This is a genomic window from Sphingobacterium arenae (assembly GCF_014692505.1).
GTDB classification, from domain to species: Bacteria; Bacteroidota; Bacteroidia; order Sphingobacteriales; family Sphingobacteriaceae; genus Sphingobacterium; species Sphingobacterium arenae.
The window spans coordinates 484468-501629 of the sequence record NZ_JACNYK010000002.1; the positions used below are offsets into that span (position 1 = coordinate 484468).

Consider the following 17162-nt stretch of genomic DNA (forward strand, 5'->3'; position numbering starts at 1 on the left):
TTAAAGATAAAAAGTTTAGACGAGATATTTAGCCATCTGTATCCATCCGGACTATAAATTTATTTCATCAACATACCACAAAGTTTATTCTACATTCCTCATAAAAATTTTATCAAACAGCATATTCTGGTTTCCAATATTGTGTTTTTTCGGTCTCTATAGCATCTAACCCCATGCAAATAGCGATTGCAGAAACGCGACCTGTCTCCACATTGGATGCTGGTGTTTTACCATTTACGATGCAATCTTGAAAATCAATCAAAGCACTTATCGTAGGTTCAACCATCTTCTCACCAGATGCTAGATATGGAATTTCTGTTTTTTCGCCCTGCGTCGCGTTTAAAATTGTTGCTCCCGTCACCCCGTCGACCGTACCCAATGTCCGTTTTGTTACTTCAGGATAGATATATGCTTTATTACGTTCTATTTCGATCGTTGCTTTATTGCCTAATATTCTGATCTGATAACCATTAAATGCGTTAGACAATACCGAAGTATATGTTGCCTTTATACCCTTTTCATATTCATAGACCGTCCGTACATTATCATGTGTCTCTCTCCCATCTTTCCAATAGTCGATCCCTCCCAACCCGATCACTTTAGTAGGATGACTAGCCGTCATAAAGTTCACCGCATCGATCTGGTGAGCACACAGTTCAGATAAAGGTCCCCCACAAAGATCTTTATACATCCGCCAATTAATAACCTTTTCTAACGTTGGGTCTTTAACAGGGTATCTCCAGTCCGAGTTTCGATTATATTGGCATTCAAAACTGTATGTATCCCCTATCCATCCTTCGTTAATGACTTTCTTTACTTTGTGATATAGCTCGAAATTTCTGTACTGAAAACCCACTTGAAAAACCAATCTCGAATCTCTTACCCTTTTAACTAAGTCCAACGACTGTGCGATGGTAAAGGCCATAGACTTCTCGACATACACATGCTTATTAGCCGAAAGTGCCGCTACTGCCATGGCGTAATGCAGATACAACGGTGTCGCAATGATAACCGCGTCCAAATTTTTGTCCGCCAATAACTGTTCATAATCTGTATAGGCTTTCGCTTTTGGATCGGCTTTTGCCATGGCTACGCTTAGATTGTCAGGAATAATATCGCAGCATGCCACGACTTTCAAACCCGAAACTTTGCCTATTGTATTTATCAATCCCAGCCCACGTTTTCCCGTGCCGATAACGCCCACCTGAACGATATTTTCGCTGAAGGAGGTCTTTCCTAACAACGACGTTTTAGTAACCATCAAACCGCCCAGCGTTAAAACCGTACCGGACACAAATTTTCTTCTACTTATTAAGTTATCTGACATTCTTCAATTATTTATTAGTTTTACGGTTCCACGACCTTAATATCCACTTGCTTTACGATCTGCTTATCATTATACGCTGTTTTAGCCGAAGCAACGAAAGTAGCAGTGTACGTACCAGCCTCGGTATATACATGTCTAAATTCCTGCAGCGGCATATCAGCATATCCCTTTATCGGAATACTCCTGTCTACTCCCATATCAATTTCATCCACTTGAAAGGATTTAGAGATTCCCCATTCTTCATACTCCAACCGATGTCCAGAAGTAGCCGCCAACAACAAAATTGTCGACGCGACAGTACTAGAAGATGTTAATAAGGTATCCTTTTTTACAAGCTTCCATCCCATCGATGCGTAAGAAGCTAAATCGACAGTATGACCATACTCCGTATTTACCCGAAGCGCATGCGAACGAGTCCTCCAATTTCTGCTCGGAATAGCTCCCTCAGGTACCGGTGGCGCTACATATCGATAAGCGATAAAGAACGGCCGCCCCTCCTCCAGCATATCTACCAAACTCACTGTACCCGATGATTGCCAATTGGTTTGCCAAGGTGCAGGCGCTGCCCATTGAAATCGAGTGCTGAGATCATGCCATGTTGCCTCACTTACATCTTCGTATTTATAAACGCCATTAAAATCTGTGGAGAACATCAACTGTACCTGTACGGCCTCCGTGGGCGTATTATGCGTATCAAATGTAAACATCATATCTTTCACTTTATCAATTCGAGGCACATCCTTAAAGTCGTATGCATTGCCTACTTCACCCGAGTAGAAAGAAAGTTGTGCAGGGTCTCCTGTCAAGAGAAACTCAGCCTGTTCACCCGCCTTTATCGTTAAGCTTACTGGCTGTACAGAAAAAGTGGATATATCCTCAGCCTCTTCCTTTTCACAGGAATTCAATATGGCTAGGCATAATAATATGCCAATTAAACGAATTTTCATATTGCTAAATTATATTTTTATCATATTTATTACCAACCCGGATTTTGTGGCGTCAACCCTCTATTCAATGCCATTTCACGCGGTGAAAACGGCCACAACATATCACGCGGAGAAGCATTTTGAAAGCTGAGCACACCATAAGCGGTTGACGAAGAAGCGCGCGGTACTGGAAAATCGCCGTTGATAAAATCATTCTCTATACGCTTCATATTGATCATAAACTTACCCCAACGAATAAGATCGTGCTTCCTTAACGTTTCAAAACACAGCTCTCGAGCCCTTTCATCTTCAATCAGCTCTTGAAAACTCTCCTGAGTGGCTGTTTGGTCGTCCGTTAAATCGGCATTACTCGTTTGTCGCGTACTGAGTAATGTAATTGCCTCGGCACCAGATCCACCGCCACCTATCAACGAGATAACGGGAGTAGAAGTGTAGTTACTTCCTTCCTCTATTATTTTAACTCTCGTTACCGTTCCATTCGCATTCACAAACGCCTTGCCCGTAGCTCCCGTGCCACCTCCACCAGTGATGGTTACCGTGGGCGCCGCCGTATAACCTGTCCCACCATTCATCATCTGAACCATGCGCACGGACTCATTCGGGAGAAATTTCCCATAAGCTCTCCTACGAACTCGATTTACCGCCGCGATTGCTTCATCGGACGGCGTCTGGGTAATCTTATTGTCTGCCTCAGCAAACATCAATAGCACATCCGAAAACCGCAGTAACGGAAAATTAATCGGTCCAGCATTCTTATTCTTGGGTGCAACCAGTTCTAACTCCCGACGCCATTTGCCACTTGTACGTTCATAAATCTGTGCCGTAGTAAACGGTATTTCTACAGCAGGTGTACCCGTTATCCGATACGGAGCGATAGCCCACTCGCGTCTTTCATCAGACGAAAGCAAGTTGGCGGCGTCATCGTAGAGATGCCATAACCGTCCTGTAATCTGAAGAAATCCATAACTATAACCATACGCTTCATCTTCTCCAGAATAAGCAATGCCATTATTGCTTCCTACTCGTCCATTTTCTTGGAAAGCATCCGCCGAATTCCCATAAAACTCTACCTCCCATATGGATTCTTTGATATCATATCGATCTTGGCACATATTAATAAAAACTTGTTGATAAGACGGGTTGAGATCGTGCTGGAACCCATCTTCTGGAGCGGGATCAATTACCTTTTTAGCCCAATCTCTCGCTTCAATATATTTACCACTATCGTTGATCGGTTCGCCAGCCATATATAAACATACACGTGCTAATATGCCCCTTACTGCCGATTTGCTAACCCGTCCACCATGTCCTATTTCCGAAATCGTTTTCACCATGCCCTCCGCTTGTTTCATATCCGCGAGTATCTGCTCATATACTTCTCGCGCTGCAACGCGAGGCGCTACGGTTTGATCTGCCGAACTGATGGGTTCTAACATCAATGGCACGTCGCCCCAATTGCTCACCAATATCAAGTGGTAGAATGCGCGTAAAAATAAGGCCTCCCCTTTAATAGCTGCCAATTCTGTTTCGTCCATTTCTACTTTATCCGCATTTGCCAATAAAAAATTAGCCCTATTAATACCATCGTACCAATGTTGCCAATTATTAGCAATGGGCGCGTCAGACGGGCCGGTGTTGTAAACCGATACCCCTACCCGCGCAGAAGTACGTGCATAGTAGCCCTCGTCTCCCTCCAGTCCCATACGGCCAAGCATTTGGTCACCAAACGTCTGCGGGCGGGCCATTCGATCATAAACGCCTGCCAGAGCCGATCGAAGCTGTGCTTCCGTTTCGTAATAATTTTCGGGAGATAACGCATCAATTGGCGTGGTTTCCAGAAAGTTTTTACACGCTGTAAAGTGGAGCAGCACCCCTATGATAACTATAAAATATCTTTTCTTCATGATTTTCAATACTAAGTTTATAATGTAGCTTTAATCCCAAACACTACCGTACGCGCTTGCGGATAAGCGGAGTAGTCAAACCCAGGTGTAAGAACAGAGTGCTTAGAGGAAACCTCCGGATCAAACCCGGAATACGATGTCCATGTTAACAAGTTCTGTGCAGATGCCGTTAAGGTCAAATCCTGTATTTTCGCATGTTTAACCCACGACTTGGGAAGACTATACCCTAAGAACAAGGTTTTCAAACGTAGGAACGAACCATCCTCTATTATTTTAGATGAATAGATACCATTCGGTCCCCACCCCCCTACACGATAATGTTCATTAGAAGGATTCTCCGGCGTCCACCGGTCCGCGTACGAAGCAAATTGATTTAAGCTTAATCTCGTTGATCCCTCAAAAATAAGCCTGTTTGCATTCATGATACTATTGCCATAAGACCACTGAAAAAATACGCCTAGGCTGAATCCCTTATATGTAAAGTTATTGGAAAACCCACCAATATGGATAGGAATACCTCGACCGATCACGGTCAGGTCATATTGATTAATTACACCGTCCCCATTCAAGTCTCTATATTTTATATCTCCAGGCTTCACGGTGATGTTCTGTCTATCATTATTATTGGTAGTTACATGGCTTTTCAATTCATACACATTCGGTGAAACTTCATTGAAGTCGTCAAACTGATATATACCGTCCCAAATGTAGCCATACATCTGTCCCGCAGGCTGACCAATTTTCGATATATATGCTGGCGTGTTGTTAAACGCTGTTTCCCACGTTAAATTGCTAATGATGCTGTTTTCGCCCTCCGTTAGCGCTAAAATCTTGTTCTTATTAAAACTGATGTTAAAATTAGACTGCCAGCTGAAATCTTTCGTTTTTACATTCACGGTATTAAGAGTCAATTCGATCCCCTCATTTCGCACTTTTCCAACATTCTTATACACCCTCGTGAAGCCCGTGTGATGAGGCATATTAGCGTTTAACAGAAGGTCGTTAGTCGTTTTTCGATAGAGGTCTACCGTGAATTCCAGTCTGTTTTTCAGAAAAGAGACATCATAGCCGATATCTATTTGTTCCGTTGTTTCCCATTTCAATTTCGTATTCCCCAGACTAGATATATTCACACCTTGCGTCGGAATCTGGTTTCCGAAAGAATACGACGCGTTGTTATTCGGATCTACTAATGCAAATGCGGCAAAATCCGACACCCGGTTATTCCCCGTCAGGCCGTAACTGATACGTAATTTTGCGTCCGAAATCACATTTTGATTTTTCATAAACGGTTCGTTTATCATTCGCCACGCAAACGCTCCCGAAGGAAAAAAGCCCCACTTATTAGCCGTCAGAAATTTTGATGATCCATCTGCACGAAAAGACGCTGTGAACAGATACCGCGAATCAAAGTTATAATTAGCTCTTGCCAAATACGATTGCAATCTAAAAATGGAAGCTCCTCCAGTGGTTCCCAAAGGCGTACCTTGTCGTAGGCCATGAATCCCCAACGATTCATTCGGAACCAGTATAGCGGTATAACCACCTGACTCATTTCGGCTTTCCTGCACACTATAAGCCCCCATCAAATTAAGTTGATGAACCTTGTTGATCGTCTTTTTATACGTCAGGATATTTTCGTTGGACCAAGCCATACGTTCACTGTATGATTTCGACCCCCACTGTCCACGCGAGTTGGAAGGCAAAAGAGGTGTCCCTCGGGATGTCAGCGAATTAAAAAAATTCTCCGACCTCGAATTAAGACTGTTCAATCCTCCTGTTACCTTAAAAGTCAATCCATCGATAATTTCATAAGAGAGGTAGGCGTTCGCAATAAGATTATTTCTTAAAACTTCACGGTATTCATTTTGTGTCGATATAATCGGGTTAATTCGGTAGTCTTCAAGCGGGTTTACATCCTCATCCATCATATCATCCGCTAAATCATCTAAAGAAAAATCCACACTCCCCGTGACCGGCCTATATCCCAATGTCGCGTAAAGCAAGTAACTGGTGGCCGAACCAGCGGAATTGGCAACAGATGCCTCCCTCCCAAATGCCGTTCTGCTGGAGTAATTCGCATCAAATCCAGCTTTTACCTTTTCGCTGAACGTCTGTTCTAATGAAAACCTTCCTTGATATCGATTACTTCCCGTATTAATAATAACCGCATCCGAATCAAAAACTGATGCCGATACCGAGTACTTTGTCCGATCATTCCCTCCTCTTGCCGCTACATTATGGATATTAGTAGCACCTTTGCGAAAAAGTCTATCCTGCCAATCTATTCCTTGCACATCTCGATACGATTCGAGCGTAGTCGTCGAGTCGTCGAAATAACGGCTACCATTACCTCTGTCCGCCTGATATCGTACAAACTCATAAGCATCCATCATTTCCATGCGTTTGATAACTTCTTGAAACCCATAAGAGCCATTATAGGTTACAACCGGCGCCCCGATCTTGCCTCTTTTTGTTTCGATGATAACGACACCATTTGAGCCACGGGCACCATATATAGCCGTTGCAGATGCATCTTTAAGTACATTTATAGACGCTATATCATCCATGTTTAGGGAGCCTGGATCAAAATCTTCAATAGGGAACCCATCTACAACATATAAAGGCGCATTACTTTGCGTTAGCGAGCCCGCGCCACGAATGACGATATTGATTCCTTCACTTCCCGGCTGCCCCTCGCTCGCCGACACCTGTACACCTGCGATTCTCCCGGCCAACGCTTGATCAAAAGACACCACCGGCGCCTTTGCCATCTCTTCTACGTCTACTATTCCAATAGAACCTGTGAGGTCTTCTCGATTTACGGTACCGTACCCGACAACGACTACTTCATTTATTTCTCCCGACATGGGGTACAACCTCACATTGACTGGCGAGCTCCCTTTAAAAGAAACCTCCTGTTTATTGAATCCTATCATACTAAATACGAGCGTATAATTTCCTTTGGGAAGATTCATACTATACGATCCTTTTTTGTTAGTCACCGTCGTTACCGATGCCTCTTTTGAGGACACCGTTACTCCTTCGAGGGGATTACCTGCGTCATCTAAAACGAAGCCGGTTATATGAACAGTTTCTTGCCTGTTATATTTTTTTGTTGCGTTTGAATACCCAGGATCTGTTTTTTTTTCATTAATAACAATCACCTTATTCTTCAACGTCCAATTAAATGGTAAACCTGTTAGGATTTTTTCCATTGCCATTTCTAAAGGAACATCTTTCAACACCGCATTTATTGTTACCGGTACTTTCGTTTTGGCATTCACGAAGAAGCGGTAACCCGTTTGTTCCTGTATATGGCGCATAGCCTCGTTCAGGGAGATGCCTTGAGCATTCAGTGATATCCGCTGAGCATAACTATTTGGAGAGGCTTGCAATACGGTTATGCACGTCAATAATAATATCAATTTCATTCGTATCAAGATCCTTTTAGTCAAAAGCAGATCTATAAAGATGCTTTCGACTTTCTGATTAAAAATCATAACTTTATTCTATGTTTTAGGGTTTATAATTTTATGTGCAGCCAGCTTTTTTAAGCAGCTGTATTATTCGAACCGCCCTAGGCACACCTGGATAGTGTTCACAGCACTATCCAGTTATGTATCATCCCGAAACTAGTCCTCATACTAAATCAGAAAAAACATGAATTTACCATACTTCTTTGCATTTCGTTAAACAATCTGTTAATTACTCCATTACTTTCAAGGCATAATGACCAATTTATGGGTCTTACCACGTACCTCCAATTTAAAATTAAGACCGCTTTCCTTCAGTATATCAAGCACGGATGATAAATGGAGGCTTCTTTCAATTTCACCCGAAAAATATGTCACAGGAACAGCACCTCTATATTCAATCTCTATGTTATACCAACGACTCAGTTCCATCATCGCTGTCTTTAATTCCGTATTAGAAAACCTGAATAAACCATTTTTCCATCCGGTTGCCCGTTCAATATCCGCTATTTGGGTATATAACCGGTTGTCGGCCCATACAGATTCCTCTCCAGGCTTTAACCTAACAGACGATTGTCGCGCCGAAACATTGAGTGAACCATTAACCAGGGTAGTTTTCATTTCTTTTTCCTCTGGATAAGCCAAAACATTAAAAGCCGTCCCCAGTACGTTGATCTCCTGCCCGCCACAAAGCACCTTGAATGGTCGTTTGCTATCTTCTGCCACCTCAAAATACCCTTCCCCTTCTAATTCAATTGTACGTTCATTAGACGAAAATACAGCAGGATATTTCAAGGAAGAAGCAGCATTAAGCCATACTTTAGTACCATCGGAAAGCACAACACGATACGTTCCCCCCTTTGGAATATTCAAAATCATCAGTGAAGCGCTATCGTGTAATTCCTCGTTTATCTCGCCATTATTTGTATCTAACACAGGTCGTCCATCCGTATATGTAATTTCCTGGCCGACGACAATCCCTTCTTGGTCAGCGCTTAGATCCACAATGGTACCATCGGCTAGTGTGAGCATAGCTTTGTTCGTGCCTGGAGCGACATCCTCCAACTCGACAAAATGTACACCCTCAACATTCCCGCCTGCTTTTTCATAAATAACACAATAGATACCGACGAACGAAGCCAAAAGGATCGCTGCGACCGCTCCGTATATCCGTATCCGCTTAGAACGACGTCTGATCTTTGCTTCTCTGTAGACCTTTTCCAACAACTTACGCCGGTGCATCTCTTTCGAAGAGGCAATATCCTCTTGGATATAGATGGGCGTTTCTGCAGAAATAGAAAACCATTCGTCAAACTCTTGTTGTTCCACTTCTGACAGACTGCCGTTTAGCCAACGGCTGGCCAAATCCTGCATACGTCTGTTCCGTTCGTTTTTTGCCATTTAGTTAGGTCCTTTATTAATAAGTACCCTGACCATGCCGAACCCTTCATTTTTTTTTAAAAAAAATTGATGATATATTTTATACCAATAGATACAACGATAGAAACCGCTGTAATCCCGAGCGGAGAACTTTTTTAGCCCGCACAAGGTGGGCATCCACGGCCTTCTCGGTTATATCCAATTCCGAGGCAATTTCGCGATAGCTCATGTCTTCCTCTTTATTCATTCGATAAATCAATCTAGCTTTCTCGGGGAGATTGCCAACAAGCTGTTCAAGGCGGTCTTGTAATTCAACAAAGTCTAGATACTGTCGAGTGGAATCATCTAGTAAGTCTACCGAACTGCACCCTTCCTCGACGTAAACACGTCGGACTCGCTGGTGGTTCAGCACTTTAATTATTCGATATTTAACCGCTACCAATAAGTAATGTTGGAAGCTACCTGTTATATTTAATTCTTTTCTTCTTTTCCACAACGACACAAACACATCCTGAACGATATTTTCCGCTTCCATAACATCATCTATTTTATGTATAGCTGTTTGAAGCAATTTATCCCAATAGCGGCTAAACAGCTCGCTAAAAGCTTGTTCCTGATCTTTTGTCATCAGGCATAATAAATCACTATCGGAGAGCTGTTTATAAGGTATCATATCTATAATATCAGCAGGTTTAGTCATCGATTCCTATTACACAAAGTTAGGACATTAAATCCAAAACGACCGACATTAAATTTAGTTGGAATCCAATTTCAATCGTCATTTCACATTTTTCGGCTAAATTTCTTACTTTTAAACATCGTTCATTTTCATTCAACATATTCACTATGGTTACGACGCTCGCTGTTATCTCTATCCTCCTCATACTTTTAAGTGTCATGCCGTTTATCCAACACCAGCATTGGCTATTCCGCGTTGCCGAATTCATTAAGATACAGCTTCTTATCCTACAAATCATTGTCTTCGGCATCACCATGGTATATATACCGGAGACCCCTTGGCTTTGGAGTATACAGGTCGTTCAGTTTTCATTGGTTGTCTATCACGTCTACATTCTGATGCGATACACCAAATTCGGAAAAAAACAACACCCCGAAAAAACACTTTTTAGTTCGAATAAAATCAAGATTATTTCGTGTAACATTTACCAATTCAACCGTGAGCATCATCGGTTTATCGAACTGATCAAACAAGAACAACCAGACATCTTTGTCACGATGGAGAGTAACGCCGATTGGGAAGAAGCGCTGCGCGGCCTGGAGAAGGATTACCCATCTCAAGAAAAAGTGACATTAGAAAACACTTACGGCATGCATTTTTACACAAAGCTAAAAGTTAAAAAAATAAAAACCCATTATTTTGTAGCTGATGATGTTCCCAGCATCGAAGCAGAACTCGAAACAAGCGACGGATATCGCTTTATTTTCTTTGCAGTACACCCACCACCACCCAGCCCGACCGAAGAAGAAAACTCCAAAGAGCGCGACGGCGACTTGCTATCCGTAGCGAAGAAAGTAAGAGATAGTGCCTTGCCCGTGTTGGTAACGGGAGATTTCAACAATGTCGCCTGGGCAAAATCTTCCATTTTGTTTAAAAAAACCAGCGAGCTGATCGATGCACGCATTGGGCGTGGCATTCTATCAACCTTTCATGCCAAATACTGGTTTTTCAGAGTTCCGTTAGACTTGTTGTTCCATAGTACGAATATTATTATCGACAAGCTGTTTATTTATCCATCCGTTGGTTCCGATCATTTTCCAATGGGCTGTACCTTCCACATCGACGTTAATTCTAACCAGCAGGAAGAAGATGTCGAGCATCTGGAAGCAGGTGAAATGCAGGAAGTAAATGAACTGATTGAAGAAGGAAAAGCAGAAGAAAGTGACAACCGGCCGTCTGCTTAAATCAATCGTATTTCAAAAAAAGTGAAAATTCTTATAGTAGACTTTAAACCTATTTACGTATTAACTAAAAATAGGAACTAAGATTCTTACATCGATATAGTTAGTATGGAGCAAGATCTACAAACGTTATTACAGAAATATTCACATTCAGCAATCAGCACCGACGAGTATCTGCTGCTTAAAAAGATGTTGGAAAACACATCCGATAAGCAAATAGAAGATGCCCTATCCGTACTATGGGAAAAATACGAAAACAAGGAACCCATTCCTCCCGGAGACTTTGACGAATTGGCGCGTCAACTAGGCATAAGCAAAAAACAACATATCCGATCTATTTTCGTACAAATCGCAAAAATAGCCGCCATTTTCACCCTATTTCTTTTCGCTGGATATTACTTATTAAAAACCAACAGCCAAGATATCTTCTTGTCTGACAGTGCAGTGCTTGTCGAAGTAAAAAGCGGAGAAAAGGCAGAAGTAATGTTACCTGACGGATCAAAGGTATTCCTAAACGCAGCATCCTCCCTATCCTATGCTCCGGATTTCGGCCGTAAAAGCAGAGAAGTCACCATACAGGGGGAAGCTTACCTTGAAGTCGCAAAAGATGAGAAGAAACCATTTTTAGTGCATACCGAGTCCATAGAGATTGAAGTGTTAGGAACAAAATTCAATGTGAATGCGTACGACGATTTAAACACGATCGAGACTACGTTATTGGAAGGCAGCGTCCGTCTGAAAACAAAAGGGAAAGACGTACTTTCCACCGTGATGACGCCTTATCACAAAGTCATATACGACAAAGAAAAACATGCACTGTCGGCCCGGCGCACCAACACTGAATTTGAAACAGCGTGGACTCGCGGAGAGTTGGTACTTCGTTCATCTACCTTAGTAGAGGTGATGAATAAGTTAGAAAAACGATATGGGGTCGATATTGACATCATTGGGGATTCTTCTCGTCTGGGCTCCTTTACAGGGAGTTTCAAAGAGGATAATATATATAAGATATTGGATATCCTAAGCCTTCATTACAACTTCACTATTCAACAATCGCAAGGGAAAATAAACATAAGGCTTCGCTAATCGAGTCGTCCACAACAATTATCAAACTTAATACACAAAAAAAATGAAAAGTTAAACACGCTAACAAGGGAATGTCGCGCATATTCCTAACGCTACATTTAAAATAATGTAGATCAAAACAAGGAATTTATTAATAAATGAACCTCTAAACTTAAATTATAAAAATAACCATATGATTGTAAACTATATTAACATAAACAATACATTTCGCGTATTATTCGCTTTATTTTTATACGCATCAGTATCACTACCAAATGTTGTTTTCGCTCAACAGCGGCATTTCGTTACACTCGAGATAACAAATCAGAATCTCAAAACCGTACTTGATTCTATTGAATCGAAAACAATTTACCGGTTTAACTATCGAGATCAGATTCTTTCTCGATCTAAAAATATAACCATCAAGGCAGAGAACATGAAAATCGACGATTTTCTTCGTAAAATTCTGACAAATTCTTCGTTGACATATCGCAGAAATGGGAACATGTTCTCGATCATATCTGGAGGTACTAAAGTAGAAGGCCACCTTCAACAATCCACTATGAATGTGAGCGGAGCGGTGTACGGTGGGAATAGACAGCCTCTAAGCGGGGCGTCAATAACCGTAAAAGGAACCACTGAGGCCACTTTCACTGATGAACAAGGTCATTTTTCACTATCTTGCCCACCCTTATCTACCTTGGTTGTATCACATATAGGTCATACACCGCAGGAAATAAGGCTGGATGGTACTTCCGAAGTAAATATCAATCTGATACCCAATGACCAACTATTAGATGAAGTCGTGATCGTTGGTTACGGCACGCAGAAACGATCGAATGTGACCGGGTCAGTAGCCTCTTTACGACCTGCTGATTTCAACGATCTGAATATGAATGCCACGAATGCCATACAAGGTCGAGTGGCTGGCGTAAATGTATCCAATGGAAATATTATTATTAGAGGAGCCGCATCTGTAAACGGTTCAGATCCGTTGTGGATTGTCGATGGCGTTCCAGGAACAGCTCCAAACATGAATGATGTCGAATCATTGGAAATACTCAAAGATGCTGCCTCAACGGCAATATATGGCGCTCAAGGAGCTGGCGGGGTAATTCTAGTTACTACCAAACGCGGAACAGCAGGGAAGCCAGTAGTAAACGCACGTTATAACGCAGGTGTGGCTTTGCCAATAGATATTCCCAAATTATTGGAAACACCTGACTATATCGACAGGAAATTAGCGGCGGGGTTTACCAATAATCCCGATGCCGGATGGGACGATCCCTCTTCCCTACCTAATACAAATTGGGAAGAATACGTCTGGAGAAATGCCGCCGTTACACAAAATGTATTCGTCCAAGCTACCGGAGGAAGCGAGCACACAAACTATAATACCTCCGGTGAATTTGTTCGCAATCAGCGCATAGAGCAAGGATCACACGACATGGCCGGAAACCTGCGGTTCTCTTCACAAACAAAATTCAGCAATCGGTTTAAAATGACCGAGATCCTTACGCTCGGTTTCACCGACAGAGCGCCCAGTGTATTTGGCGATGCCACATCCAGCAAAATATATTACCGGCAGGTTCCTACCATGCTCCCCTACGACCCAGAAAATGTCACAGGTGGAGGCTGGGGAATGCAGCCTCCGGGGGGCTACTATGAAGGTCCTAATCCGGCAGCAATCATTGGATCCAATCACTATAATCAACGCAGATACAACGGCGGAGCCAATGTAATCTTTGACTGGGAGATTATTGACGGTCTCGCCTTGCAAACCACCCTAACCGGACGATACAATTCGTCGGCAAGCAATTGGTTTCAAGAATATTGGAATACCGGAAATATCAGTCAAGAACAGCGATATACAAAAGATTACGGTGAGGAATTCCATATGCGGATGCTCCATACATTGACCTATAGTAAGACATTGGCCGAAAAACATAGTTTTAAGGTTTTGGCAGGTTACGAAGCCTCAAAAACCGAATCTTCCAGTGCTGGAGGTTGGAAAACAGGCTTTAGTGTGGAGCCCGTGGAAGACATGAGTCTAGGTTCAGGTGCTACGGAAGCTTTGGGTGGTAAAGGGCTACGACGTAGCCTCTCTCAATTCGCCCGCTTAAATTATGCATACGAAGACAAGTACCTGTTTGAAACAAGCATCCGTCGAGACGGTTATGATAATTTTGGTGCAGAAAACCGCTTTGGGCTCTTTCCATCTGCTTCAGCGGGTTGGAATATCGCCGAGGAATCGTTTATAAAAAACAGCGTACAAATGCAGTGGCTAAATCAATTAAAACTAAGAGGAAGCTTGGGACGAATTGGGAACAATACTATTCCTCAATTTCTTTATGAACCTGCCTACACAAGCAATTACCTATACTATTCCTACAACAACTTAGTGACGAATCGCGGCTTCTGGTTTTCTAATATCCCCAATGCAGCTATTAAGTGGGAAGATGTTACACAGTGGAACCTTGGTCTCGATGCCGGTTTCCTACAGAATCGTTTGCAGACCACGATAGAATATTATCAGAAAAAAACGACCGACATGCTCTATACAATCTCCGCACCTCCTTCATCAGGAGCATACAGCAGTGATATCTTCGCGCTTTCCCCAAGTTATGTCGCTAACATTGGAGAGATCAGCAATAAAGGTTTTGAACTTATGGTACAATGGAAAGATGCGATCCAAGATTTCAAATACGATGTCGCATTTACCCTATCGACAAACGACAATAAAGTCATCAAATTGAGTGACCAAGTGAACCCATTGATTTGGACAGGAAGTTCAACGGCCATCAACAGTTCAATTTATCGAACAGAGAATGGATTCCCAATGGGTCAAATGTACGGATACATAGTCGATGAAATTTTTCAGCATCAGGCAGCAATTGATCAGCTAAATGCCGCATCACCAGATGGCGTTTATCAAACAACCGGAACGGCGCCTGGCGACTTTAAATATCGGGATCTAGATGGCGATAACAAAATAACGGTCGATGATCGAACCTATATCGGAAACCCTTGGCCAAAAGCAATCTACGGCATGAATATTAACCTAAGATGGAAAGGCTTTGATCTTTCTATGGTGTGGCTCGCACACACCGGAATGGACATCTTCAATAGCACCAAGGCTTATGAAAGAAATTTCTTCGGAGATTTTAACACCACCTATAAAGTCTACGATGCCTGGACGCCAGAAAATATGCAGACAGAACATCCTCGCGTCACCCAAACTGATCCGAACAATAATTTCAGAAACGTATCATCGTATTTCGTAGAAGATGGTTCTTTTCTGAAATTGAACAATCTTCATTTCGGATACAACATCCCAAAGAAAGTCCTCTCCCCGCTTGGTGTTCAAGGGCTTAAAGTTTACATAAACTGCGATAATATAATGACTATAACCCGCTTTCAGGGAGACCCTGAGATTGGCGGCGGATACCTCGCGCGCAATCATTATACCGAGAAACGTTATCCGAATACACGTTCTATCATCGCTGGCTTAAACCTTACTTTTTAATCTCCTTATCATGAAAAAAACGATAACCATAATTATTAGCGCAATTTTAATGTGGGGTTGCTCAAACGATTTCCTGGATGTTTCCAACCCATCCCGCCTCTCTCCCGCTGTCTTTCCGAAGTCCATAGCCGACATGGAGCAGGTGGTTACAGCCATCTACGGCCAATTGACCCAACAAGGTCTATATGGAAAGCGAATATTTGCCAAAGGCACATTTGTAACGGATCATACCGTAGATATGTCGTGGACGGCAGATGCCTATTGGAATCAGCTAACAACCAACCAGATTACACCAGACAACACCTATATATCAACGTTGTGGTTCGCTTTTTATAAAGTGGTCAACTGTGCCAATACCGTGCTCTTAGAAGCTGGTAGAATCAATACAGCTGGTTTCTCGCCTGAAGACACTAAACGATTAAGCCAGATGAAAGGCGAAGCGTTGTTTTGGCGAGGTTGGGCACATCAACATTTAGTAGCCCTTTGGGGCGAGGGATTTGCCGCCAATGGCGACGGAGACAAACAAGGAATCCCACTTCGATTGGAAGTTGCCTCCAGTCCTGATAAGTTAAATATTCCACGAAATACGGTCGACGAAGTTTACGATCAGATTCTATCGGATTATACCGAAGCTATAGCATTATTGCCCACCAGCTGGAGTGCAAGAGAAAACTTCCCTCGTCCAACTACCTATGCCGTCAAAAGTTTTATGGGGCAGTTGAATCTATTTAAAGGCGATTTGGCTGCCGCGAAAAACGTATTAAAAGATGTAATCGACAATGCCGGCAAAGAACTCGTTTCATTTGAGGATTATAAAGATATGTTTAATGAAAAACAGATCAAATTCAACAGCGAATCGATTTTAGAAATCAACTTAAGAAATGGAAATTCGGGTGCTAACTTCTGGAATAGCGAAGGTTCCCAACATGCATTACTTGCCGCATTATGTTTCGAGAACGCAGCAGGCAATGTGGAGTCCGCAGGATGGGGAAACATATTTTTTCACGATTCGAATATTGAACGCTTTGGTTCCGATCCTCGCTTACACGTAGCAGCCCTTCAGCCTGGTACACCAGTGATCATGCGCGGTGCCAATACCGTCGTGATGAAATATAAAGATATTGAGAGCAATTATCAAGGTTGGAGTCTGGGGAAATATATTCCCAGGAATGCACGCGTTGGCGATAACCCTTACGTCGGCAATAGTGTCGGCATCAACATGTATCTGATGCGATTAGCAGACGTCTATCTGCTATACGCAGAAGCCAACCTCATCGATGATGAAGAAACAGCAAGAGAATACATCAACAAAGTCCGTCGGCGTGCATACGGTTTACCTGTAAACACGACAGCCCCACTAGTAGATATCGTTTCCAGCGGAACGCAACTACGGGACGAATTGCGCGAAGAACGCTTCAAAGAGTTCTGTGGAGAAGGTGTACAGCATTGGATAGACGTATGCCGTTGGAAAACCCTCGATCAAGAAATCAAAACCTGGTATCCCAACACGCGCGTCGGAGCACCAACTTATAACAAGCAAGACCTCTACTATCCCATACCCATGGCGGAGCTGGAAAGTAATCCTAATATGAACCCGAGTACAGGATATTAACATAT

General features: G+C 42.6%; 10 protein-coding genes. 4 read left to right on the top strand and 6 right to left on the bottom strand.

Features of this window, described 5'->3' with window-relative positions; genetic code table 11:
- Window positions 1–112 precede the first annotated feature (112 nt).
- The 6 genes from H8B17_RS08310 to H8B17_RS08335 all read right to left on the bottom strand — a co-directional run bounded on the left by H8B17_RS08310 (window position 113) and on the right by H8B17_RS08335 (window position 9707).
- The gene (locus H8B17_RS08310) at window positions 113–1327 is read right to left on the bottom strand and encodes a Gfo/Idh/MocA family protein (protein WP_190308733.1); all 1215 of its coding nucleotides are present in this window, start codon (window positions 1325–1327) and stop codon (window positions 113–115) included.
- 20 nt (window positions 1328–1347) lie between these two features.
- A complete protein-coding gene (locus H8B17_RS08315; protein ID WP_190308734.1) occupies window positions 1348–2274 on the bottom strand; it encodes a DUF5017 domain-containing protein in 927 nt (308 codons plus the stop codon).
- 29 nt (window positions 2275–2303) lie between these two features.
- Window positions 2304–4178 carry a RagB/SusD family nutrient uptake outer membrane protein gene (locus H8B17_RS08320; protein ID WP_190308735.1) on the bottom strand — a complete coding sequence of 625 codons (1875 nt, stop codon included), beginning with the start codon at window positions 4176–4178 and terminating at the stop codon, window positions 2304–2306.
- A 17-nt stretch (window positions 4179–4195) separates the two neighbouring features.
- Window positions 4196–7612: a SusC/RagA family TonB-linked outer membrane protein gene (locus H8B17_RS08325; protein ID WP_223816440.1), complete on the bottom strand. Its 3417-nt coding sequence runs from the start codon at window positions 7610–7612 to the stop codon at window positions 4196–4198.
- Between the two features lie 288 nt (window positions 7613–7900).
- Window positions 7901–9055 carry a FecR family protein gene (locus H8B17_RS08330; protein ID WP_190308736.1) on the bottom strand — a complete coding sequence of 385 codons (1155 nt, stop codon included), beginning with the start codon at window positions 9053–9055 and terminating at the stop codon, window positions 7901–7903.
- A gap of 79 nt (window positions 9056–9134) precedes the next feature.
- On the bottom strand, window positions 9135–9707 hold the full coding sequence (locus tag H8B17_RS08335; RefSeq protein ID WP_223816441.1) for an RNA polymerase sigma-70 factor: 573 nt from the start codon (window positions 9705–9707) through the stop codon (window positions 9135–9137).
- Between the two features lie 173 nt (window positions 9708–9880).
- On the opposite strand from H8B17_RS08335, the gene H8B17_RS08340 reads away from it, so the two are divergent.
- From H8B17_RS08340 to H8B17_RS08355, 4 genes are all read left to right on the top strand, one after another.
- Complete coding sequence (locus H8B17_RS08340; protein WP_190308738.1) at window positions 9881–10957, top strand: endonuclease/exonuclease/phosphatase family protein; 1077 nt, start codon at window positions 9881–9883, stop codon at window positions 10955–10957.
- 105 nt (window positions 10958–11062) lie between these two features.
- Window positions 11063–12040, top strand: coding sequence for a FecR family protein (locus tag H8B17_RS08345; protein WP_190308739.1), 978 nt, complete (start codon window positions 11063–11065; stop codon window positions 12038–12040).
- A gap of 172 nt (window positions 12041–12212) precedes the next feature.
- A complete protein-coding gene (locus H8B17_RS08350; protein ID WP_190308740.1) occupies window positions 12213–15545 on the top strand; it encodes a TonB-dependent receptor in 3333 nt (1110 codons plus the stop codon).
- A gap of 10 nt (window positions 15546–15555) precedes the next feature.
- Window positions 15556–17157, top strand: coding sequence for a RagB/SusD family nutrient uptake outer membrane protein (locus H8B17_RS08355; RefSeq protein ID WP_190308741.1), 1602 nt, complete (start codon window positions 15556–15558; stop codon window positions 17155–17157).
- Window positions 17158–17162: the final 5 nt, after the last annotated feature.